Source organism: Candidatus Rickettsiella isopodorum (genome assembly GCF_001881495.1).
In the GTDB taxonomy this organism is placed as follows: Bacteria; Pseudomonadota; Gammaproteobacteria; order Diplorickettsiales; family Diplorickettsiaceae; genus Aquirickettsiella; species Aquirickettsiella isopodorum.
On record NZ_LUKY01000027.1, the window covers coordinates 1 to 22,249 of the forward strand.

Here is a 22,249-nt window from a genome sequence, read left to right on the forward strand (position 1 = left end):
ATACTAAAAACCTATGCTCCTCAATGTGAAGCGGAGATTCAAAAAATATTAGACGAAATAGAATGTGATCGTAAAGCCTTCAGAGCAGAGCTTGCACAAGTAGGAAAAGAGATTGCACAGATGAGAAAAGAGCGAGAAGAAGCAGCAGCAAAACAAGCACAAGAGCGAGAGAAGGCAGAAGCAAAACGCGCGCAAGAACGAGAGGAGGCAGAAGCAAAACGAGCACGAGAGCGAAAGAAGATGAAAGAAGAAATTGAGCAATTAAGACAACTAATGTTGGCACAAAACAGAACTTCAAATCAAATACCCAAAGAAGCAACGTCATCACAAGAGCAGGAAAATAGTAATGGGCTCTTCTTTAGACCCTAGTTAAGGAAGCCAATATATAGAAAGTCATGCGGAGTTAGGTTTTAAATCTAATGGATAAGTATCTCTCCAACAAGGTTTAAAATTAATTAGAAACGAAATATAAATCTATTTTTATGTATCCAATTGTTCAGCTTGAAAATGTGAATTTGGTAAGTAGAAACTTGAAGTTGTAGAGAAGTTTGTTAGTTTATTGATTTTACTTGATTATTCTGGTGGCCGAAGGTGGAATCGAACCACCGACACAAAGATTTTCAGTCTTCTGCTCTACCGACTGAGCTATTCGGCCAGGTTGACGTTTTTTGGTGCAGATTCTATTTTTCGTAAACTTGACGTTAGGTTGCGTATTAAAGCGTTTAGTTAAAGTTGAGTCAAGCGAATCATAAAATTTATTAATTAAACCTGAGTGCAAACGGATAGTTTAAAATACTCATTTTAAATCATCACTAGGATAGCAAGCTAACTCGATGACTGCCTGCCATTTCTCAACTTTAAATTTTTAGTCAGTTGCTGTATGATTCCCGGCATAAATGATAGAATATTAACCAAATAGGTCATAGGACTATTTATGGCACGAGTTCCTACAGCTGCACATTGGCGTGATTCGGCACGTATACCGCGATTCTTTTTAATCGATGCGCGTTCGGCTTTCCCATTGCTCTTGTTTTTATTGCATATTCGTGTTTGGAGCTTTCTATTAGCAATAGTCGCCATGGCGTTTTTTGGTTTATTAGAACACTATGGTTTTTCTGTTACAGTTTTTTTACGTTGGTTACGAACGGTGTTAGCCGGACCGCGTAAGATGGCTATTCCGTGGTGGAAGGAGTAGAAGTGTCATGGAATTAAAAAGAGCACTACATTCCATTGCTATGGCATTAAAGGTCAATTTTACACTGAAGGGTAGGCCCATTACCTATGATGAGGTTTTTTCTGAGGTCGGATTGTTACCAGCAATTGCGCGCCGTGCGGATCAACTGTGCTCGCTCTGTTTAGGTTATGGAATTGGTGTTAGTTTTGATGAGATAGAGCAATCTTTATTAGGAGTGAAAGCAAGCTTTGATGAAGTAACCCCTAATATTTTACGCTATCTTTGCATTACGGATGTATTATGTGAGTTGATGCAAAATGGAGGCTCAACTGCTCAAACCCCGCTTGATGAACTCATGTACGATTAGTACATTATTTAAAAGACAACGGATATGAATTATTCTGCATAGAACGTTGGTTCATGCTGTTTAAAATATTCACAGCAATTAGATTGTTGGTAAGATGTCGCGTAGTGAAGCAACCAGAATGTATTAACTACATGAAAATTACGAGTCGAGCGACAATACAGGCAAAAATCCAAGTGCAGAGTAAATAAAAAAATAATTTTTCGGAATTTTATAGAGGCTCAAATGTCGATTCCCTTAATATCAGTTAAGAAAAATCCGTTAAGATTAGCTATTGCGCAAGCTTATTATGCGGATGAAACGACGTGTGTTAAACAGTTATTGCAAGAAGCTGCTTTACCTCGTCAAGTGATAGAAAAAATTTCACAATATGCTGCCCAATTAATTGATCAAATTCGTAAGCAGCGTTTATCGAAAGGTGGCTTAGACGCTTTTTTATACGAATACGATTTATCGAGTGAAGAAGGGATTGCATTGATGTGTTTGGCAGAAGCATTGTTACGTATTCCAGATAGTAATACCATCGATGCCTTATTAAAAGATAAAATTACCCATGCCGATTGGGCTTCGCACCTAGGTCAAAGTGCTTCTTTTTTTGTTAATGCTAGTACTTGGGGTCTTGTTTTAACAGGAAAATTATTACAATCGGATCAATCGGGTGGTTTAGGTAATGTATTGCGCCGGTTTGTTAGTCGAAGTAGTGCGCCTATTATCCGTAAGACAGTCAAACAAGCCATGCAGGTATTAGGTCGTCAATTTGTCATGGGGCAAGGAATTGATGAAGCGCTGAAACGCGCTAAAGCCTATGAAGCGAAAGGCTATTGTTTTTCTTACGATATGTTAGGTGAGGCGGCACGTACCGAAAAAGATGCGGAACGTTATTTTCGAGCCTATTACACTGCAATCACTGCGATTGGTAAGGCGGCATCAAGCAAATCTTTAAACGATGCACCCGGTATTTCAGTTAAATTATCTGCGCTGCATCCACGATATGAGTTTGCTAAAAAAGAAGTGGTGGTTCCTTTTTTAATTAAGCAGTTAAAAATATTAGCTTTAGCAGCGAAAGCGAATAACCTGACACTGACAGTGGATGCCGAAGAAGCCGATCGTTTGGATATTTCCTTAGATATTATTGCTGCAGTATTTTGTGATTCCGATTTAGCGCATTGGGAAGGATTTGGTTTGGCGGTGCAGGCTTATCAAAAACGAGCCCCTTTTGTTATTGATTGGTTAGTTGATCTGGCAAAAAAACAAAATAAACGTTGGATGGTTCGATTAATTAAAGGGGCTTATTGGGATACCGAAATCAAAAATGCACAATTAAAAGGATTGCAAGGCTATCCGGTCTTTACGCGTAAAGCGGCAACGGATGTTTGTTTTGTTGCCTGTGCAAAAAAATTACTGGAACACGCTGCACAAATCTATCCGCAGTTTGCGACACATAATGCTTATACCTTAGCAACAATACTCGAGTTGGCTGGAAAGAATCGAGATTTTGAGATGCAATGCTTACATGGTATGGGTTATACCTTGTATGATCATATCGTAGGTCCTAAGCATCTTAATGTTCCTTGTCGTGTTTATGCACCGGTAGGTGGGTATGAAGATTTACTTGCCTATTTGGTGAGACGTTTGTTAGAAAATGGTGCGAATACTTCATTTGTGAATCGTATTGTTGATCCGGCTATTCCTATCGAAGAAATGTTAGAAGATCCAGTACAAAAATTATCTCAATTGAAAGTCATTCCACATCCTAAAATTCCTTTACCAAGAGATATTTATGGACCCGGCCGCAAAAATTCTCGAGGTATCGATTTTTCGGATAGTGAAACCTGGGAACCACTGGCCAGTCAAATAGACATAGCCTCTAAAAAATCTTATATCGCGGGACCTTTGATTAAAGGTATTTTAGTCGATGGCGAGAAAACACGGGCTATCAACAATCCGGCTAATCCACAGGAAATCGTTGGGCATGTTAGTTTAGCGAGTGTCGAACAATTGGAACAGGCGATAAGCAACGCGCATCAAATAAATTTTACTTGGGCAAATACACCGATAGAAATACGTGCGGCTTGTTTAGAGCGTGCTGCGGATCTTTTTGAGCAACGCTTAAGTGAATTTATGGCGCTAGCGATCAAAGAAGCGGGTAAAACACTCAATGATGCACTGGCTGAAGTACGAGAAGCCGTAGATTTTTGTCGTTATTATGCCATGCGCGCGCGCTTAGATTTAATACCTCAATTATTACCTGGGCCGACGGGTGAGGAAAATTGGTTAAGCTTTCAAGGTCGAGGGGTTATTGCCTGTATTAGTCCCTGGAATTTTCCGTTAGCGATTTTTATTGGTCAAGTGACCGCCGCTTTAGTGACGGGTAATACAGTGATTGCTAAGCCTGCAAGTCAAACACCGTTAATCGCTAATGCAGCGGTACAACTTTTACATGAAGCAGGAATTCCAGGGGATGTATTACAACTTGTACCTGCGAGTGGTGCGGTTATTGGGCCAAAAATAACCTTTGATCCTCGGATTAAAGGCATTGTATTTACTGGCTCTACTGAAACTGCGCGTGAAATCAATCAAGGTTTAGCTAGTCGTGAGGGTGGAATTTTACCTTTTATTGCGGAGACCGGTGGACAGAATGCTATGATCGTTGATACATCGGCACTTAAGGAACAAGTGGTGGTTGACGTATTGAACTCCGCTTTTGGTAGTGCCGGACAACGTTGTTCCGCATTACGTGTATTGTTTATTCAAGAAGAAATGGCAGAATCCTTAATTGAAATGCTATGTGGTGCGATGGCGGAACTCAAATTAGGTGATCCTAGTGAGTTGTTTACCGATGTGGGTCCTGTGATCGATAGTATGGCTAAGAAAACCTTACAGGAACATTTTGATCGCATGTCCCAAGAAGCTAAATTGCTTTATCAATGCAAGCTGCCGAGTGGATTGGATCAAACGAACTTTTTTGCTCCTAGTCTATTTGAGTTAACAAGTTTGGATCTTTTAAAACGTGAAGTTTTTGGTCCTATCTTGCATGTAATTCGTTATACCGTTAAAGATCGTGAGCAAGTAATCCAGGCTATCAATCATACTGGATATGGTTTGACTTTAGGGATACAAAGTCGGATTCAACAAACGGTGGAGTCGATTTCGCGCCAGGTTCATGTCGGAAATCAGTATGTGAATCGTTCTATGATAGGCGCAGTGGTGGGCGTACAACCTTTTGGTGGGGAAGGTCTTTCTGGAACAGGACCTAAGGCAGGCGGACCGCATTATTTACCTCGTCTGTGTTTAGAACGTTCATTATCCATCAATACGACGGCGGCGGGAGGTAATGCCTCTTTGCTTTGCCTGGAGGAATAATGGATCAAAGTTTTGTCTTTTCTATTTTTGTCATTTTTACCGGTGCGGCCGTATTAGCAACAATAGCGCTATATACGCGTCAATCTTTATTAGTTGCTTATATTTTACTCGGCTTGATATTAGGTCCTAGTTGTTTGAAGTTAGTGCCAAACTTGGCTCTAGCACGCGACATTGGCGATGTGGGCATTATCTTTTTGTTATTTTTAGTGGGTCTGGATTTAACACCGCAAGAGTTTTATCGTAGCTTACGTAAAACAGCCATTGTGACCTTAGTTTTTAGTGCTTTGTTTACAACGATAGGTTTTGCAGTCGGCTATTTATTTAGTTTTACTCTCTTAGAAAGTTTATTAATCGGCGCTAGTTTAATTTTTTCGAGTACTATTATCGGTCTTAAATTATTGCCCACACTCGCGTTACATCATAAGCCGATTGGTGAAACGATGATCAGTGTGTTGTTGCTACAAGACTTATTAGCCATTGGCATGTTGTTGTTTGTGCATGGTGCCCATCTAACCGGTTCTAAATTAGCCGATTTGGGTTTAACCTTAATTACTTTTCCTTCATTGCTTGCTTTTGCATTTGTCGTCCAACGCTATTTCATTAGTAAATTATTTATTCGTTTTGATCGTGTCCAAGAATATCTTTTTTTAGTTGCGTTAGGTTGGTGTTTAGGGTTAGCGGAATTGTCGCGTGCATTGGGCTTGTCAGCAGAAATAGGTGCTTTTTTAGCGGGTGTATCGATAGCAGAAGGGCCGATTGCGGTTTTCATTGCCGATAATTTAAAACCATTGCGTGATTTTTGTTTAATTATGTTTTTCTTTGCGATAGGCGCAAGTTTTGATTTACATTATTTACCGATGGTCATTATACCCGCATTCTTATTAGCAGGATTGGTGTTGTTAATTAAACCCTGGTTGTTTCAAGTATTATTGCAAATGTCCGGTGAAAAAAAATATATCGCTCGTGAAGTCGGCGTACGTTTAGGACAAGCCAGCGAATTTTCTTTATTAATTGCTTATTTAGCCGCTGAAACGACACCGGCCTTAATCGGCGATAAAGCAAGCTATTTGATCCAAGCGGTCACTATTTTGACATTTGTGGGTTCATCTTATTGGGTCGTATTACGTTATCCTACACCTTTGGCCTTGAATGAAAAGATGCGAGTAGACTAAACTATGTCTTTTCACTATATATTCACGCCTATGCGAAGAGTATATACTCACATCTGTGCGAAGAGTATAAAGCCGAATAATAATTTTTAAACATAGGGCTAGGATGCCCGGAGGAAGATTATGACATTTATTACACTGTTACTGTGCTTAGCATTGGAACGTTTCTTACATCGAGGTAACTTTTTAGCTCGTTTTAATTGGTTTGAGGAATATGTCAGCAAAATAAATGACATGACTAAAAATAAAACTTGGGCACAGCAATATTTTATCCCTTTAATATTAGTCGTATTACCTATTGTGATACCTGTGGCCGTGATTTATTTTTTAAGTGCTGCTTTTATTCAAGGTTTATTAGCTTTTTTAATAGGTGCCGTGGTGCTTTTTTATTGTTTGGGCCCCATCAATATTTTTGATACCAAGCAAATACATCAGCCAATATTTTGGCAAGCCAATGAAGCCTTGTTTGCAGTAATTTTTTGGATGGCTTTGTTAGGCCCTATCGCCGCATTAGTTTATCGTCTTGTTGAACGTTCTGCACACATCCATGCCAGTTATCCTGCTTTAGGAAAGTCAGCTCAACAAGTTCGAGCGTTATTGGATTGGTTACCGGTACGTTTATTTTCAATATTGTTTGCCTTAGCGGGTAATTTTGTACAAACCAGTCAATTTTGTTTCGATTATTTGCTAAGAGATGTTTCATTTAATCGAGAGCTCATTGAAAAAAGTGGGCGCATTGCTTTAGGACTCGATGAGACGGCTGAATTTACGAATGAGAACTATGGTTCCGCTTTAAAACTCATAGACCGTGATTTAATTCTCTTTTTAATTATCGTATTCGCTGTGACGCTGGGCGTGCTGTTATAATTGGCTCACTAAACAGTTAGTACAAAAAATAATCAATCATCAATAGAAGAATTTCTAAAGGTAAGCCTTATGACACAGCAAACTCCTTATCTAGATAAGGATCCGCTTGAAACCAAAGAGTGGATAGATGCCCTTTTATCTGTTTTAAAGTTTGAAGGAGCAGATAGGGCACAATTTCTTATCCAACAACTCGTCAATAAAGCGCGTCAACGGGGCTTAGAGCTCACGATAGGTCTCAATACACCCTATGTGAATACGATTCCTGTCGAATTAGAGCCATCTTTTCCTGGGGATGAAAAACTAGAGAAACGCATTGCCGCTTTAATTCGTTGGAACGCTGTGATGATGGTGTTACAAGCGGGTAAAGTTTCTTCTGAGCTCGGAGGTCATATAGCGACCTATGCTTCGGCAGCGACCTTGTATGAAGTAGGCTTTAATCATTTTTTTCATGCGGTTAATTCTGAACACGGTGGCGATTTATTGTATATTCAAGGCCATTCTTCACCGGGTATTTATGCACGTGCCTTTTTAGAAGGACGCCTTACAAAAGAGCAATTAGCCCTTTTTCGTCAAGAAATAGGCGGAAAAGGCCTTTCTTCTTATCCTCATCCATGGCTTATGCCAGAATTTTGGCAATTCCCAACCGTTTCCATGGGCTTAGGTCCTATGCAGGCCATTTACCAAGCACGTTTTTTAAAATATTTACAAAATCGTGGATTATTAGACAACAAAGATAGAAAAGTGTGGATGTTTTGTGGTGATGGAGAAATGGATGAGCCGGAATCACTCGGCGCGCTCTGTATTGCCGCGCGGGAAAAGTTAGATAATCTCATTTTTGTTATTAACTGTAATTTACAACGATTGGATGGGCCCGTACGAGGAAACGGTAAGATAGTCCAAGAATTAGAAGGAGTATTTCGTGGTTCAGGTTGGAATGTCAATAAGGTTTTATGGGGTAGTGCTTGGGATCCATTATTTAAAAAAGATAAGCAAGGTTTGTTACCTCAATTAATGATGGAAACCCTTGACGGTGAATATCAAAATTTCCGTGCGAAAGATGGTACTTACATTCGTGAACATTTTTTTGCGAAATATCCAGAATTAAAAGCTATGGTTGCCGATATGAGTGATGAACAACTATGGCTTTTAAAACGTGGCGGTCATGATATTAAAAAAGTTTATGCGGCTTATAAAGCGGCAGTAGAACATAAAGGTCAGCCAACAGTGATCTTAGCGAAAACTATTAAAGGATATGGGATGGGCACGGCGGGTGAAGGCCAGAATATTACGCATCAACAAAAAAAGATGACACAAGAACAATTACGTACGTTTCGTGATCGTTTCAAACTCTCGATGAGTGATACGGATATTGAAAATTTAAGCTTTTACTGTCCTGATGAAAAAAGCCCAGAAATCAAGTATTTAAAAGCACAGCGAAAAAAATTGGGTGGATATTTACCTGCGCGTCGTATGCGGTCTGACGAAAGTTTAATAGCACCGCCATTAAATAATTTTGACAATGTGTTACAAGGGTCTAAAGGACGCGAAATCTCTACAACCATGGTATTTGTAGAAATTTTGCGTCATCTGTTAAAGGACAAAACCTTAGGTCCGCGTATTGTACCAATAGTACCTGATGAATCACGTACATTTGGTATGGAAGGTTTATTTCGTCAGATTGGTATTTATTCTCCGGTAGGTCAACTCTATGATCCCGTCGATGCGGGTCAATTAATGTATTACCGTGAAGATAAAAAAGGTCAATTATTAGAAGAAGGGATTAATGAAGGGGGTGCATTTTGTTCTTGGATGGCGGCTGCCACTTCTTATAGTACCAATAATTTAAGTATGATCCCTTTTTATATTTATTACTCCATGTTTGGCTATCAACGGGTGGGTGATTTTGTTTGGGCCGCAGGGGATATGCAAGCGCGCGGATTTATTTTAGGTGCCACAGCGGGTAGAACAACCTTAGCGGGTGAGGGATTACAACATCAAGATGGACATAATCTGTTGTTTTTTTCGGTAGTGCCTAACTGTGTGGCTTATGATCCTTGTTTCGGTTATGAATTAGCGGTCATTATTCAAGATGGCTTGCGTCGCATGATGCAAGAGCAAGAAAATAGTTTTTATTATCTAACTTTAATGAATGAAAACTATGCACATCCTGCATTGAACGAAGCCCATAAAGAAGGCATTCTTAAGGGAATGTATTTATTATCCGAAACCAAACCGAGTAAACGACACGTACAATTATTAGGTTCAGGCACAATTTTAAATGAAGTGATAGCGGCGGCAGAATTATTAAAAACGGATTTTGATGTGACCGCCGATATTTGGAGTGTCACCAGTTTTTCAGAGTGTCGTAAACAAGCCTTAAGCATTGAGCGACATAATTTATTACATCCTAACGAACCCGAACAACAGAGTTATGTGGCGCAATGTTTACAGGATCGAATAGGACCAGTGATTGCTGCAACGGATTACATACGCTTAAATGCCGATCAAATTCGCGGGTTTGTTAAAGCTCCTTATGTGGTATTAGGAACCGATGGTTATGGGCGGAGTGATACGCGCGAGCAATTGCGTCAGTTTTTTGAAGTGAATCGTTACTACATTGTGATAGCCAGTTTACATGCCTTGATGGCAGAAGGTTCAGTCAGTACGACTCAAATCGAACAGGCCTTTAAAAAATATGCGATTGATTCTGAAAAGCCAAATCCTTTTACCATTTAACGTTTATTATTTGTGTATGAATATACATGAGGATTGCAAATTGAGCGGTAACAAAGGTAAAAATTCAAGTGCGAAGAGCATTGAGGAGAAAACGTTTGTCTAGTTTAAAAGAAATACATGTTCCAGATTTAGGTAATGTGGCTGCTGCGGCTATTATCGAAATACCCGCTAAAGTAGGACAAGATATTGCGGTAGAAGATGCGCTCATTACATTAGAAAGTGATAAAGCATCGATGGATATTCCATCGCCTTTAGCCGGAAAGCTAAAAGAGTTGAAAGTCAAAGTAGGCGATAAAGTCACTAAAGGTGATTTGATTGCTATTTTAGAAACAGCAGACGCGAGTTCCTCCACTGAAAAAGCGAGTGCGACTTCGGCTGCACCAGCGGAGGTAGAAAAAAAATCTTCCCCAGATACAAGCACTAAAATGGCTGGATCAGAATTATCAAATAAAAATATAAATATTTCATCTCGATCGGCAGAGTTAAAGGACGAAATACAAGAAGAAGAGAAGGATGACGAAGAAGATATCCATGCCGGGCCTGGTGTGCGACGTTTAGCACGTGAGTTTGGGCTCGATCTGAATAAAATTAGCGGTACCGGACAAAAAGGTCGCATTATTAAAGAAGACTTACAGAAATTTGTTAAAGCTCATCTAAGTCAAAGTTCTAATGGTCAGATGGGTTTACCATCCGCGCCGGAGATTGATTTTAATCAATTTGGTAAAACAGAAAAGCAGGCTTTAACGCGGATTAAAAAATTAACCGCTCAATATTTACATCGCAATTGGTTGTTGGTTCCGCATGTCACCCAATTTAACGATGCGGATATTACAGAATTGGAAGTTTTTCGCAAAGCACAAGCGGGGTTTGCTGCCAAGCAAAATATTAAATTAACCCCATTAGTTTTTATTATGAAGGCAGTTGTAACCAGTTTAAAATCATTTCCATCGTTTAATGCTTCTTTGTCAGCCGATGGCGAGGACTTGATCCTGAAAAAATATTATCATATCGGTATTGCCGTTGATACACCGGAAGGTTTAGTGGTGCCGGTGATACGGGATGTGGATAAAAAAAGTCTTTTAGAATTAGCACAAGAATTAGGAACAGTGAGTCAGAAAGCACGTGCTAAACAACTGACGGCTGCTGATTTACAAGGTAGTTCATTCACTATCTCAAGTTTAGGAGGTATCGGCGGTACAGCATTTACACCTATAGTGAATGTACCCGATGTGGCTATTTTAGGTGTCTCTAAGGCACAGTTTAAGCCACTCTATCAGGATGGAGAGTTTGTGCCACGATTAATGTTGCCTTTATCGTTATCGTATGATCACCGTGTCATCGATGGTGCGGAAGGTGCTCGTTTCATTATGCATTTAACGGAGTGTCTGTCAGACATACGACGTTGGCTATTGTAATATTCTTCGCACTTGAATTTTTGCCTGTGTTGCCGTTCAACTCGTCATTCTCTTCGCGGCACTTGCCAAAAAACCAATTGCTCTGAGTATATCAAGAAGACTTTGGTATTATTTATTTATATATTAAAATTATTTTAGAGGAATATATGGCTGAATTAGAAATTAAAAAAACCGAAGTACTCGTATTAGGTAGCGGCCCGGGTGGTTACAGCGCTGCATTTCGCGCCGCAGATTTAGGTAAAAAAGTCATACTAGTGGAAAGAGAATCGACATTAGGGGGTGTTTGTTTAAATGTCGGATGTATCCCCTCTAAAGCGTTATTACATGCGGCTAAAGTGATAGAAGACGCCCGCGCCATGGCTGAATTGGGTGTAAGTTTTGGTAAACCTAAAATTGATATCAAACAATTGCGTAGCTGGAAAGATAGTGTCGTAAAAAAATTAACTGGTGGCTTATCCCTGTTAGCTAAACAACGTAAAGTTGAATGCATTGTTGGTGAAGGAAAATTTACCGGGAAAAATGAATTAACGGTTGGAAAACAGAAAATTGTTTTTGAACAAGCCATCATTGCGGTGGGTTCGCAGCCGATACGTTTGCCTTTTTTACCGGATGATCCCCGAATTATCGATTCAACCGGTGCACTTGAATTAAAAGAAGTTCAGCGTAATCTCTTAGTGTTAGGTGGCGGCATCATCGGTATGGAAATGGCAACAGTTTACCATGCCTTGGGTAGTGATATTACCGTGGTAGAAGCTGGTGACATGATCATCAATGGCGCTGATAAAGATATGGTAATGCCTTTATATAAACGTTTGCAAAAACAGTATAAATTTTTATTAAAAACCAAAGTAACCAAAGTCGAAGCTAAGAAAGATGGCCTATGGGTGACGTTTGAAGGTGAGGGAGCTTCAAAACCACAACGATTTGATCAAATTTTATCTGCCGTAGGTCGTAAACCAAATGGAAAATTAATGGGTGCCGAAGTCTTAGGTATCAATGTCACTGAACAAGGTTTTATTCCGGTCGATAAACAACTGAGAACCAATATCCCACATATTTTCGCTATTGGGGATGTCATTGGTAATCCTATGTTGGCACACAAAGCCGTGGCAGAAGGGCGTGTCGCAGCCGAAGTAATTGCCGGTAAAAAGCACTTTTTCGAACCGCGTTGTATTCCTTCCGTGGCTTATACTGATCCCGAAATTACTTGGGTTGGCTTAACGGAAATACTTGCTAAAGAGAAAAATATTCCTTACGAAAAAGCCGTTTTTCCCTGGTTAGCGAGTGGGCGTTCCTTGGGACAAGGGCGTGATGAGGGTTTGACTAAATTATTATTTGATCCCAAAACCCACCGTATTTTGGGCGCAGGCATCGTCGGTCCTAATGCAGGTGAACTGATTGCTGAAATTGCATTGGCGATAGAAATGGGTTGTGAAGCCGAAGATATTGCATTAACGATACATCCTCATCCCACACTATCTGAGACTGTGATGCTAGCCAGTGAAATCTTTGAAGGAACGATTACTGATTTATATATGCCTAAGAAAAAAACGAGTTAATCAAATAAGATGAGTATCAACGAATAGGCACATCTATTATTTTTAATTAATAAAAGAAAGACTGATCCAAGGCAAGGAAGGTGTTACACTTTTTAATGACAGTAGTTTGATAAGAATAGATTTTATTTGCAAGGAGAGTATATGAAAACTTATCGAATAAAAAAAATCTATGCAGATAGTCTAATAGGTTTGCATGGTCTGTATATGACGCCTTCAGAATGTTGGTATTGCGTGAATGTTAATGTGTTTGACCATCAAACGACAAATAGTTTTTTGGCATGCCCTGATTTGTTGACGCATTTACCTAAAAGTTGCGATAGTGGGCTGGTCCATACGGTTTTAAAACAAGCTCAATTTGATAAAAATGCGCCTGAGCAATTCAAAAGACTCAAAGAATATTTGAAGTTAGCCCAACAAAAAGATAAAAATGATGAAATAAAATTTGATTTGGGAGACTCGATTAGGCAATTTTTTTTTGGTTTTTTGGTCATTGCAGTTGGTGGTGTTGGTATTGCTTTGATGCTTCTTCTTATGGGTTTGTCACCCGCTAATTCTGGCTGGATAGCATTATTATTTATTATTCCTGTGCTAGTCTGTACAACGCATGGTTTTATCAAGCTAAGTATAAGCTATTTAAAATTAGGGATGGGAATTTTTTTGTCTTGTTTTAGGAAAAAAAATGTTAGACGGCTAACGGAATTAGAAAATGAACTACATTTTTTTTGCTCTCAAGTACTGCCGCCACCAAGTTATACGGATGTGATGGCAAGTAGTAGTAGTACAGTTTCTCTTTCTGCGCCTGAGTGGGATGTAGAACCTCCTACTTATGAAGAGGCAATTAGATTGGCGCATATGGTGACAGCTCCAGCTTCAGTTCCAATGTCTCTTTCTGCATCGGCTTTATTGGGCAGTCATTCAACCCATTTTTTTCATCAGGCTCATTTTGTTTCTAGCAACAGTCTAATCAATGATAATCCATCATCGCTAACTAGTCAGTATGGTTTTAGTAAAACGATCGCTGCACAACACTAAACTTTGCTATAGCTACCATCATTATTTTCTGCCCAGCGTTGAATAATAGGTTTGATTAAATGAGGATAGTCGCTGTTTAGTGTTGTGCTGAGATTTAAGACATGTGGAATTAAATCATGATCGCGTTTAAGATCAGCGATGCGTAATTGCTGCCAACCGGTTTGGCGCAAGCCCCAAATTTCACCGGGGCCGCGTAATTCTAAATCGCGTTGAGCGATCATAAAACCGTCGTTGCTGCTTCGCATAATACCTAAACGTTCTTTAGCTAATGGGGATAAGGTTTGATAAAGTAAAATACAAAAACTTTTGCTATCACTACGACCGACGCGACCCCGCAATTGATGAAGTTGTGCTAAGCCTAAGCGTTCAGCATTTTCAATGACAATTAAATTAGCACTACTGACATCGACACCCACTTCAATGACTGAAGTGGCTACTAATAAATCAATCTCACCCTTTTTAAAATCACGCATAATCCGTTCTTTTTCAGCACTCGGCAGTCTTCCGTGTATTAATCCCAAGCGTAAATCGGTTAAATCCGCTTTTAATGCTTTAAAAGTCGTTTCAGCCGCTTGATAATGTTGTAAATCCGATTCTTCTATGAGTGGACATACCCAATAGACTTGTTTTTGTTGAGTGCACGTGGCACGCACTCTTTCTATTACATCTGAACGGCGATGATCGGAGAGAACAATAGTTTGTACAGGTAGGCGGCCGGGTGGTAATTCATCTAGAAAAGAAATATCTAAATCGGTAAAACTTGTCATGGCTAAAGTTCGCGGAATCGGTGTGGCGGTCATGAATAGCTGATGGGCTTGTAAATTTTCTTGCTGACCTTTTTTCCATAAGGCTAAACGTTGTTGTACACCAAACCGATGCTGTTCATCGACGATAATGAAACCTAAGTTTTCAAAATGCACGCCATCTTGAAAAAGTGCGTGAGTGCCAATAGCGATATGTGCTTTGCCAATTTTTATTTCATCCAAAATTTGTTTTTTGACTTTGCCTTTTAAACCTGCATTTAAACACACCACATGAAAACCTAAAGGGGTTAGCCAGCGATGAAAATGCTGATAATGCTGTTCACTTAATAATTCAGTTGGAGCCATGAGAGCGACTTGATAGTGATTAGCAATGGCAATTAATGTAGCAAAGGCAGCGACGACGGTTTTACCTGAACCCACATCACCTTGTAATAAGCGCTGCATCGGAATCACGCCTTGCATATCGTGATTAATTTCTTTGATGACGCGTTTTTGTGCTTGAGTTAATTGAAAAGGTAAGGCAGTCAAAAACCGTTTAATTAAAGCAGGATCAGCTTTTAAATGAGGTGCAATTTCGGCAGCACGTTTTTTCTTCATTTGTTGAACACTAAGCGAATGAGCGAGTAATTCTTCTAAGGCCAAACGTTGTTGGGTAATATGTTTTCCAGTTGCTAATTCGTCTAAAGGGGCATCGGCAGGAGGGCGGTGGATGTAATATAAAGCTTCCAATAAAGTAGGGAATTGGATACGTTTTAGTAAATTTTCAGGTAAATATTCAGGAAAATAATGCTGTTGTTTGTGGATTAACTTAGTTTCAGCCTTTGTGAATAATAAATGTAATACTTGAGTGATCAGTTTGTGCCATAGGCGTTGGGACATGCCCGGTGTACTGGGATAAATACCGGTTAAATAATTGGGTAAAATAAGCTGATTATGACTGCGTAAGAATTCATAGTCGGGATGGATCATTTCTAATTCAAAAAACTTATTTTTTTTTGTGCGTATTTCTCCAAAGCAAAGTAAACGCAGTCCTTTTTTAAATTGTTGAGATTGCTTAGGTTTGAAATGAAAAAATCGTAGCGTAATACAGCCTGTCTCATCACTGAGTTTACAAGAATAGCCTTTTCTGCTTTTAATGCGGTGTGAGTCGGCCTGAATAACGCCTGCAATTAGTGCGTGCGTGCCACTACGAAGCGCTTCGATAGGCGTAAGTTGAGTCCTATTTTCATAACGTAACGGTAGATGCAGCAGCAGATCTTGTAAGTTAAGTATTCCACATTTGTTCAAATAGCCGGTTATTTTTTGGCCAACACCGAGCAATTGTGTACAGCTAATTTCTGCCAACGTCTGTTTGTTAGCGACATTGGGGTTTTTTAAACCTAGGTTTTGCATAATGCAATCTCTACGCTAGCGATTATTTAAACAACCAATAAAAATGTCATTATACTCAGCTTAACAAACTTGAGTGTATACTCATAGCAATTGGTTTTTTGGCAAGTGGCGCGAAGAGAGCGAGTTGAGCAGCAACACAGACAAAAATTCAAGTGCGAAGAATAGATAAAGACTAGCAAAGTCAGCTAGGATATGCTCCAATAAGTCGCATATTATTGTTTGAAAAAGAGGCCGTTTTTTATGGATTCGGAAAAAATTAATCAGCTTATTAAACTCCTGAATGAGCATGGTTTGACTGAAATTGAATTTTCTGAAGGGGATCAATCGATACGCATAAAGCGACAATCATCTTCACCTGCTCGGACAACACGCTTACAGCCTAGTTCTGCGGGTGAAATTATGCCACCTCAAACAGCGTCTTCAGCCTTTTCAGATGTTGAAATAAGTGGTCATAAAGTGCGTTCACCGATGGTAGGTACTGTTTATTTGGCGCCCAGTCCAGATGCTCCTCCTTTTGTGAGTTTAGGTCAGACAGTTAAATTAGGTGAAGTGTTGTGTATAGTCGAAGCTATGAAAATGATGAATCAGATTGAAGCAGATAAAGCGGGCATCATTAAAGCTAGGTTAGTAGAAAATGGTACGCCCGTTGAATATAATCAAGCGTTATTCGTGATTGAATAGAAACTTACTAATTGACTTTATTTCGTTCTTGCAACAGCGGGTGTTACGGCTAGAAAAAATGAGTAGGTAAAAATAATGCTAAATAAAGTGGTTATTGCAAATCGTGGTGAAATTGCTTTACGTATTTTACGTGCCTGTAAAGAATTAGGTATACAAACCGTTGCCTTACATTCAACTGCCGATGATAATTTAAAGCATGTGAAATTAGCTGATGAAACGGTTTGTATTGGTCCTCCGCCTGCTGCGAAAAGTTATTTAAACATTCCTGCCATTATCAGTGCGGCTGAAATTACCGATGCGATGGGTATACATCCAGGTTATGGTTTTCTTTCTGAAAATGCAGATTTTGCAGAACGTGTTCAGCAAAGTGGTTTTGTTTTTATTGGGCCTGAGCCTGAGACCATCCGTATGATGGGTGATAAGGTATCGGCAATTGCTGCGATGCGTAAAGCTAAGATCCCTTGTGTACCTGGTTCAGAAGGAGAATTGGATAATGATGACAAAAAAAATCTAAAAATTGCGCAAAAAATTGGTTATCCAGTTTTGATCAAAGCGGCAGGAGGTGGTGGTGGGCGAGGAATACGCGTGGTGCATAGTGAAGCAGCGCTTTTAAATGCGATTGCGATGACACGATCCGAAGCACACGCTAATTTTAAAAACGCAAGCGTCTATTTGGAAAAATTTTTAACGAATCCTAGACATATCGAAATTCAGGTATTAGGTGATGGTCAAGGTCATGCTATACATTTAGGTGAGCGAGATTGTTCAATGCAACGCCGTCATCAAAAGGTTATTGAAGAAGCGCCTGCTGTCGGGATTACTGAAAAGCAACGTCAGCATATGGGTGAACTGTGTGTGAAAGCCTGTCGTGATATGAACTATCGAGGGGCGGGTACTTTTGAATTTCTGTATGAAAATGGTGATTTTTACTTCATTGAAATGAATACACGTATTCAAGTCGAGCATCCTATTACGGAAATGATTACGGGTGTTGATTTAGTGGTTGAGCAATTGCGTATCGCATCCGATGAAAAATTAAATTATAAACAAAAACAAATTAGGATACGGGGTCATGCGATTGAATGTCGTATTAATGCTGAGGACCCGAAAACGTTTATGCCTTCCCCAGGAACAATTACCTTATATCATCCTCCAGGGGGTCCTGGGATCCGTGTTGATACGCCCATTTATACTGGATATCGGGTGCCGCCTTATTATGATTCCTTGATAGGTAAATTAATTGCGTATGGAGAGACACGCGAAATTGCACTGGCACGATTACGCAATGCCTTAGATGAAATTGTGATCGAAGGTATTCATACTAATATTGCGATGCATCAAGCTTTAGTACGTGATGCCAATTTTATTAAAGGTGGAACCAATATCCATTACCTTGAACAACGTTTAGCGTTATAAATAGTATGAGATCTCATTTCAATGATGGCTTGCTTACAATTACATCTTAATACACAGCGCGAGCATACCGAAAGGCTGAGTGAATTTTTAGAGAACGCCTCCGCTTTATCGATTACTTGGCAGGCATTGGATGAACAAAGTGTGTATGAACCCCCTTTAGATAGCACACCCCTTTGGCAGCAAGTTAAAATCAGTGCTGTCTTCCCAGAGCATACTTCATTATCTGCGTTGATGGATGCTTTGCACCAAGAATTTAATGAAAAAATTATTTTAGCCAGTCATAGTGAAATATTAGCGGATCAAGCTTGGGAACGACTATGGCTGAATGATTTTAAACCAATGCGCTTTGGAAAAAAGATCTGGATTTGTCCTAGTGCTTATGAACCACCGGTGAAAACCGCTGTGAATATACGTTTAGACCCGGGTTTAGCCTTTGGTACCGGCACCCATCCGAGTACTGCCTTATGTTTAGAATGGTTAGATAGCCAGCGACTTCAAAATAAAACGGTAATCGATTATGGCTGCGGTTCCGGTATTTTAGCGATAGCGGCTGTGAAATGTGGCGCAAAGCAGGTGATAGCCGTGGATCATGATCCGCAAGCATTAGCCGCAACGACAATGAATGCTGAGAAGAATGAGATATCCGCAGAAAAATTAAAGATTTTTTTGCCTATTGATTTTCAATCGCAGGAACCGGTCGATATTTTTCTGGCTAATATCTTAGCTCAACCCTTGATCGATTTAGCGACTTATTTTAGGTCCTTAGTTAAATCGGGAGCCTATTGTATATTAGCAGGGATTTTAAATGAACAAATTGAGCCTGTGCAGCAAGCCTATCGTGTTGCAGGATTTAAAATAATGACTATTCATCATCAACAAGAATGGGTCAGTTTGGTGGGGAGTGCAGTGTAAAATTTTATGAAATTGCTTGCCTGTGGAATTAATCATGAAACAGCGGATCTCACAATCAGGGAACAGTTAAGTTTTAGTAAAGATTATTTGGCAAGTTCTTTGCGCGCTATGTTACAGGATACCTTCACAGAAGAGGTTGTGATTTTATCGACCTGTCATCGTACGGAATTCTATTGTATTAATGGTGATCCACAAAATACTATGAACTGGTTGTATCGACATAAAAAGCTTCCACAAGATAGCCTAAAATCTCATTGGTATGTTTACCAGCAAGAAGATGCTTTGCGTCATTTACTGCGTTTAGCCAGCGGTTTAGATTCTAAAATTTTAGGTGAACCACAAATTTTAGGGCAGATAAAACAGGCCTATTCTTTAGCACATTCCTTAGGAAGTGTGGGGGCGCATTTTAATCGACTGTTTCAATATGTATTTTCTGTCAGCAAACAAGTGCGTTTTGCCACTGATATTACTGCCCACCCGGTATCGCTTGCATTTTCGGTGGTGACTTGCGCCAAACAAATTTTTGCCCATTTGGCTGATACGCGGGTTTTGTTGGTAGGTGCGGGCGAGACGATTTCCTTAGTGGCTAAACATTTATTCTCACAAGGCGTTTGTCATTTCTGGATTGCCAATCGGACGCCACAGCAAGCAGAAAAACTGAGCACAGCTATCGACGGCCAGGCGATTTGTTTAAATGCGATCCCTTATTTTTTAGCCAAAGCCGATATTATTATTGCCGCGACGGCGAGTGATGCACCGCTAGTTAAAAAGGTTATGTTAGAAGAGGCTTTAAAAGAACGTAAACGCCGACCTTTATTTATTGCTGATCTCGGTATGCCTAGAGATATAGAGCCTAGTGTCCATGAATTAGAAGATGTATACCTTTATACACTCGATGATTTGCATAAGTTAATCCAGAAGAATCAACAAGGCCGAAAAGCCGCAGCCGTAAAAGCTGAAAGCCTGATAGAAGAAAAGGTTCAACATTACCTAGAACAGTTGAAAATAAAAGCCGCTGCTACACCGATCATTTGTTCTTATCGCCAGAAAGCGGAACAATTCCGTGATGCAGAAGTCAAAAAAGCCTTAGCTTTGTTAGAGAAAGGCCATGCACAAGAGGAAGTCATCAAACACTTAGCTTATCGATTAACCAATAAACTCATCCATGCGCCGAGCGTTGCTTTAAGTAAAGCGGCGAAACTCAATCAAAAAGATCTATTCACAATGTGATCAATGAGATTATGCAAGGACTATAATGCTTATAGCAGGATGGGATGTTCAGGCCGAAACGAAAGCCTCAGCCTGAGTGGTTGACAAATGATAACGAGTTAGAAGCTTTTACTTACTTGTTTCGTTGGGATTGTATTTTGAGAGTCTTCTATATTTTGACTGCTTGTATTGTTAAATACACTGTGCCGTCTGGGTACTGTTACTGTTTTGAGGCTTTGTGAAGCGTCTTCTCCGCTTGACGAAACCAATTTTTCCAATTCATTTTCAATGGATGATTTCATCGATGAATGATGAGGTATTGTTTCCATTATATGATTTCTAGCGTGTTCTAATTGCTTTGATAGGTCCTTACTGATCTCAAGTGTTGTTTTAATTTTATTGCAACTGCGTAATGCAAAGAGACTTGCTATGCCCAGACCTGCGCTGGGTAAAAAGGTAGTGAGTACGAGTAAAGGCAGCCAACTCCCGATCGCTGTAAAGATGGGTAGGATAAGCGCAGCCGCAGGCGGAAAAAATTGGACTAATAATGTTGCAGCAGCGAACAATAGGACTGTCGTTATAAAAGCTCCACCAAGCCATAAAATCATTTTATTAGTTTTAATTTTCGCTTTTTTAAAAGCATCTTCAGTTTGAGCTTGATAAGTTTTTTCAAGTGAATCTAAATTTTCAATGAGGCTAGATAGTTTTTGATCGATCTGAGGATTAGCTAAATATTCGCGACTGGCTGGACAAAGTAAAGTGGTATTAATAGTTTTTTCATCGAAATCAAATAGGACGGGCATAATAACCTCATTGTTATTGTAATAAATAATTAATTGCTTAATAGTGTCAATTCACTATTGAGTATTTTGATCTTACAGGATGAGGTTAAAAAAAAACTAATTCGAAGTTTACCTAAGCAGTAATAATTTTGGTAATCACATCTAAAAAATAAAAATTTTAAACACTAAAAAAGTATTTCAAGCTAAACCAACGCACTAAACTGGCGAGACTGGCGAGTATAAATAATAAGCTAGCAAACCAGAGTAAGCTGCCGGTATAAGTGAAGCTAAATAAAAAGCTCGCTAAAGTGCAAAATAAACTCATCAAAGTGGCATAGATGGCTATCCGTGCTTCCATCGGTTCAGGGCTTGCTTCGATGCAGAGTCGTTGTAAAGGACTGGACAGTGCGGTACCGAAACAAAAAATCATTAAGCTGATAACCAGTCCGATGAGCTTATTTGGAAAAATAAAACTTAAACCTACTGCGAGTAAGCTCGAGAATAAGGAAATGACTAAGCCGTAATTAATTAAATGATTTATTTCTATATGATGGATAATTCGTTGCACAATTCGTGTGCCTAAAATCTGACTGCCAAATATTAAAATTTGTATTAGACCAAAATAAAGCGAATTTAATTTAAATTGACTGATGATTAAAAACGGACCACCCACGATCCATGCCATTTTAGCTGAGACATTAAAACTAATAATAAATAGATTAAACATAAATGCTTTATTTTTAAGAATCTGCTGATAGTTTATTAGCACAGGTGACCATCTGAACATTAATCTTCGGGTGTTTGTGTGAGTTCCTGGCATGATGAAACATAAACCTAACCAAATGATACTGGCACTTAGCGCTAAAAAAACAAATATCCAACGCCAGTTGAGCGATTGTAAAAAAATCCCACCTAGCAGAGGTCCTACAGCCGGAGCTAAGATCACTACGCTGCTCATCACAGTTAAAATTTGAATCGCTTGTTTACGTTGATAAGCTTCGTGTATGCAGGCATAACCGGCTGCACTTAAAGTAGACACCACAGCCCCTTGCATAAATCGTGCGATGAGTAAAGTGCTAATGTTCTCAGTGAATGCGCAGATCCACGTGGCGGTAGTAAATAAAACTCCACCTATCAGTAAAACGGATTTTCTACCAAATCGATCCGAGATAGGACCTGATAATAAATGAAAAGCGCTTGCGCCGAAAAACCAGGCAGTTAAAGTTTGTCGGCCTAATTCGGCACTGATTCCGAGATCGTTAATCATACTCGGCAAAGCCGGTAAGTACATATCGTTGGCTAAATAATTAATTATTTCGTAGCAAACTAATAACAATGGAAAAAATGGGATCAGTAGTATTTTTTTTTTAAATTCTATTTTTAAATAGTGAGACATATTTTTAATAATTTATTG

General features: G+C 39.5%; 17 protein-coding genes and 1 tRNA gene. 14 read left to right on the forward strand and 4 right to left on the reverse strand.

Annotated features, from left to right (window positions below):
* A partial coding sequence (locus A1D18_RS06810; protein WP_216095004.1) for a hypothetical protein occupies positions 1-369 on the forward strand: 369 nt, incomplete at its 5' end.
* A 210-nt stretch (positions 370-579) separates the two neighbouring features.
* Here A1D18_RS06810 and A1D18_RS00595 read toward each other — a convergent pair.
* A tRNA-Phe gene (locus A1D18_RS00595) sits at positions 580-655 on the reverse strand.
* Positions 656-934: 279 nt separating this feature from the next.
* Here A1D18_RS00595 and icmT point away from each other — a divergent pair.
* From icmT to A1D18_RS00640, 9 genes are all read left to right on the forward strand, one after another.
* Positions 935-1,195: an IcmT/TraK family protein gene (gene icmT / locus A1D18_RS00600; RefSeq protein ID WP_071661885.1), complete on the forward strand. Its 261-nt coding sequence runs from the start codon at positions 935-937 to the stop codon at positions 1,193-1,195.
* Between the two features lie 7 nt (positions 1,196-1,202).
* Positions 1,203-1,541 (forward strand): type IV secretion IcmS family protein, encoded by a 339-nt coding sequence (locus A1D18_RS00605; protein WP_071661886.1) that lies wholly within the window; start codon positions 1,203-1,205, stop codon positions 1,539-1,541.
* A 222-nt stretch (positions 1,542-1,763) separates the two neighbouring features.
* On the forward strand, positions 1,764-4,901 hold the full coding sequence (gene putA / locus A1D18_RS00610) for a bifunctional proline dehydrogenase/L-glutamate gamma-semialdehyde dehydrogenase PutA (RefSeq protein WP_071661887.1): 3,138 nt from the start codon (positions 1,764-1,766) through the stop codon (positions 4,899-4,901).
* Positions 4,898-6,073 (forward strand): cation:proton antiporter, encoded by a 1,176-nt coding sequence (locus A1D18_RS00615; protein ID WP_071661921.1) that lies wholly within the window; start codon positions 4,898-4,900, stop codon positions 6,071-6,073. Before putA ends, A1D18_RS00615 begins: the two co-directional genes overlap by 4 nt.
* 120 nt (positions 6,074-6,193) lie before the next feature.
* A complete protein-coding gene (locus A1D18_RS00620; RefSeq protein ID WP_071661888.1) occupies positions 6,194-6,937 on the forward strand; it encodes a hypothetical protein in 744 nt (247 codons plus the stop codon).
* Positions 6,938-7,006: 69 nt separating this feature from the next.
* Positions 7,007-9,673 (forward strand): pyruvate dehydrogenase (acetyl-transferring), homodimeric type, encoded by a 2,667-nt coding sequence (gene aceE / locus A1D18_RS00625; RefSeq protein WP_071661889.1) that lies wholly within the window; start codon positions 7,007-7,009, stop codon positions 9,671-9,673.
* A 95-nt stretch (positions 9,674-9,768) separates the two neighbouring features.
* On the forward strand, positions 9,769-11,088 hold the full coding sequence (gene aceF, locus A1D18_RS00630; RefSeq protein WP_071661890.1) for a dihydrolipoyllysine-residue acetyltransferase: 1,320 nt from the start codon (positions 9,769-9,771) through the stop codon (positions 11,086-11,088).
* 146 nt (positions 11,089-11,234) lie between these two features.
* Positions 11,235-12,647: a dihydrolipoyl dehydrogenase gene (gene lpdA / locus A1D18_RS00635; protein WP_071661891.1), complete on the forward strand. Its 1,413-nt coding sequence runs from the start codon at positions 11,235-11,237 to the stop codon at positions 12,645-12,647.
* Between the two features lie 141 nt (positions 12,648-12,788).
* The gene (locus tag A1D18_RS00640; protein ID WP_071661892.1) at positions 12,789-13,679 is read left to right on the forward strand and encodes a hypothetical protein; all 891 of its coding nucleotides are present in this window, start codon (positions 12,789-12,791) and stop codon (positions 13,677-13,679) included.
* Here the strand turns inward: A1D18_RS00640 and recG are convergent.
* Complete coding sequence (recG, locus tag A1D18_RS00645; RefSeq protein WP_084028676.1) at positions 13,676-15,835, reverse strand: ATP-dependent DNA helicase RecG; 2,160 nt, start codon at positions 15,833-15,835, stop codon at positions 13,676-13,678. The two genes, A1D18_RS00640 and recG, sit on opposite strands and share 4 nt — an antisense overlap.
* A gap of 240 nt (positions 15,836-16,075) precedes the next feature.
* On the opposite strand from recG, the gene accB reads away from it, so the two are divergent.
* The 4 genes from accB to hemA all read left to right on the forward strand — a co-directional run bounded on the left by accB (position 16,076) and on the right by hemA (position 20,074).
* Positions 16,076-16,516, forward strand: a complete 441-nt coding sequence (gene accB / locus A1D18_RS00650; protein WP_071661893.1) for an acetyl-CoA carboxylase biotin carboxyl carrier protein — start codon at positions 16,076-16,078, stop codon at positions 16,514-16,516.
* 75 nt (positions 16,517-16,591) lie between these two features.
* Complete coding sequence (accC, locus tag A1D18_RS00655; RefSeq protein ID WP_071661894.1) at positions 16,592-17,932, forward strand: acetyl-CoA carboxylase biotin carboxylase subunit; 1,341 nt, start codon at positions 16,592-16,594, stop codon at positions 17,930-17,932.
* A gap of 21 nt (positions 17,933-17,953) precedes the next feature.
* A complete protein-coding gene (prmA, locus tag A1D18_RS00660) occupies positions 17,954-18,844 on the forward strand; it encodes a 50S ribosomal protein L11 methyltransferase (protein WP_216095005.1) in 891 nt (296 codons plus the stop codon).
* 6 nt (positions 18,845-18,850) lie between these two features.
* Positions 18,851-20,074 (forward strand): glutamyl-tRNA reductase, encoded by a 1,224-nt coding sequence (hemA, locus tag A1D18_RS00665; protein ID WP_071661895.1) that lies wholly within the window; start codon positions 18,851-18,853, stop codon positions 20,072-20,074.
* A 98-nt stretch (positions 20,075-20,172) separates the two neighbouring features.
* Here the strand turns inward: hemA and A1D18_RS00670 are convergent, their stop codons facing one another.
* The gene (locus tag A1D18_RS00670) at positions 20,173-20,856 is read right to left on the reverse strand and encodes a hypothetical protein (protein WP_071661896.1); all 684 of its coding nucleotides are present in this window, start codon (positions 20,854-20,856) and stop codon (positions 20,173-20,175) included.
* A 157-nt stretch (positions 20,857-21,013) separates the two neighbouring features.
* Complete coding sequence (locus A1D18_RS00675) at positions 21,014-22,231, reverse strand: MFS transporter (RefSeq protein WP_071661897.1); 1,218 nt, start codon at positions 22,229-22,231, stop codon at positions 21,014-21,016.
* Between the last annotated feature and the right edge of the window lie 18 nt (positions 22,232-22,249).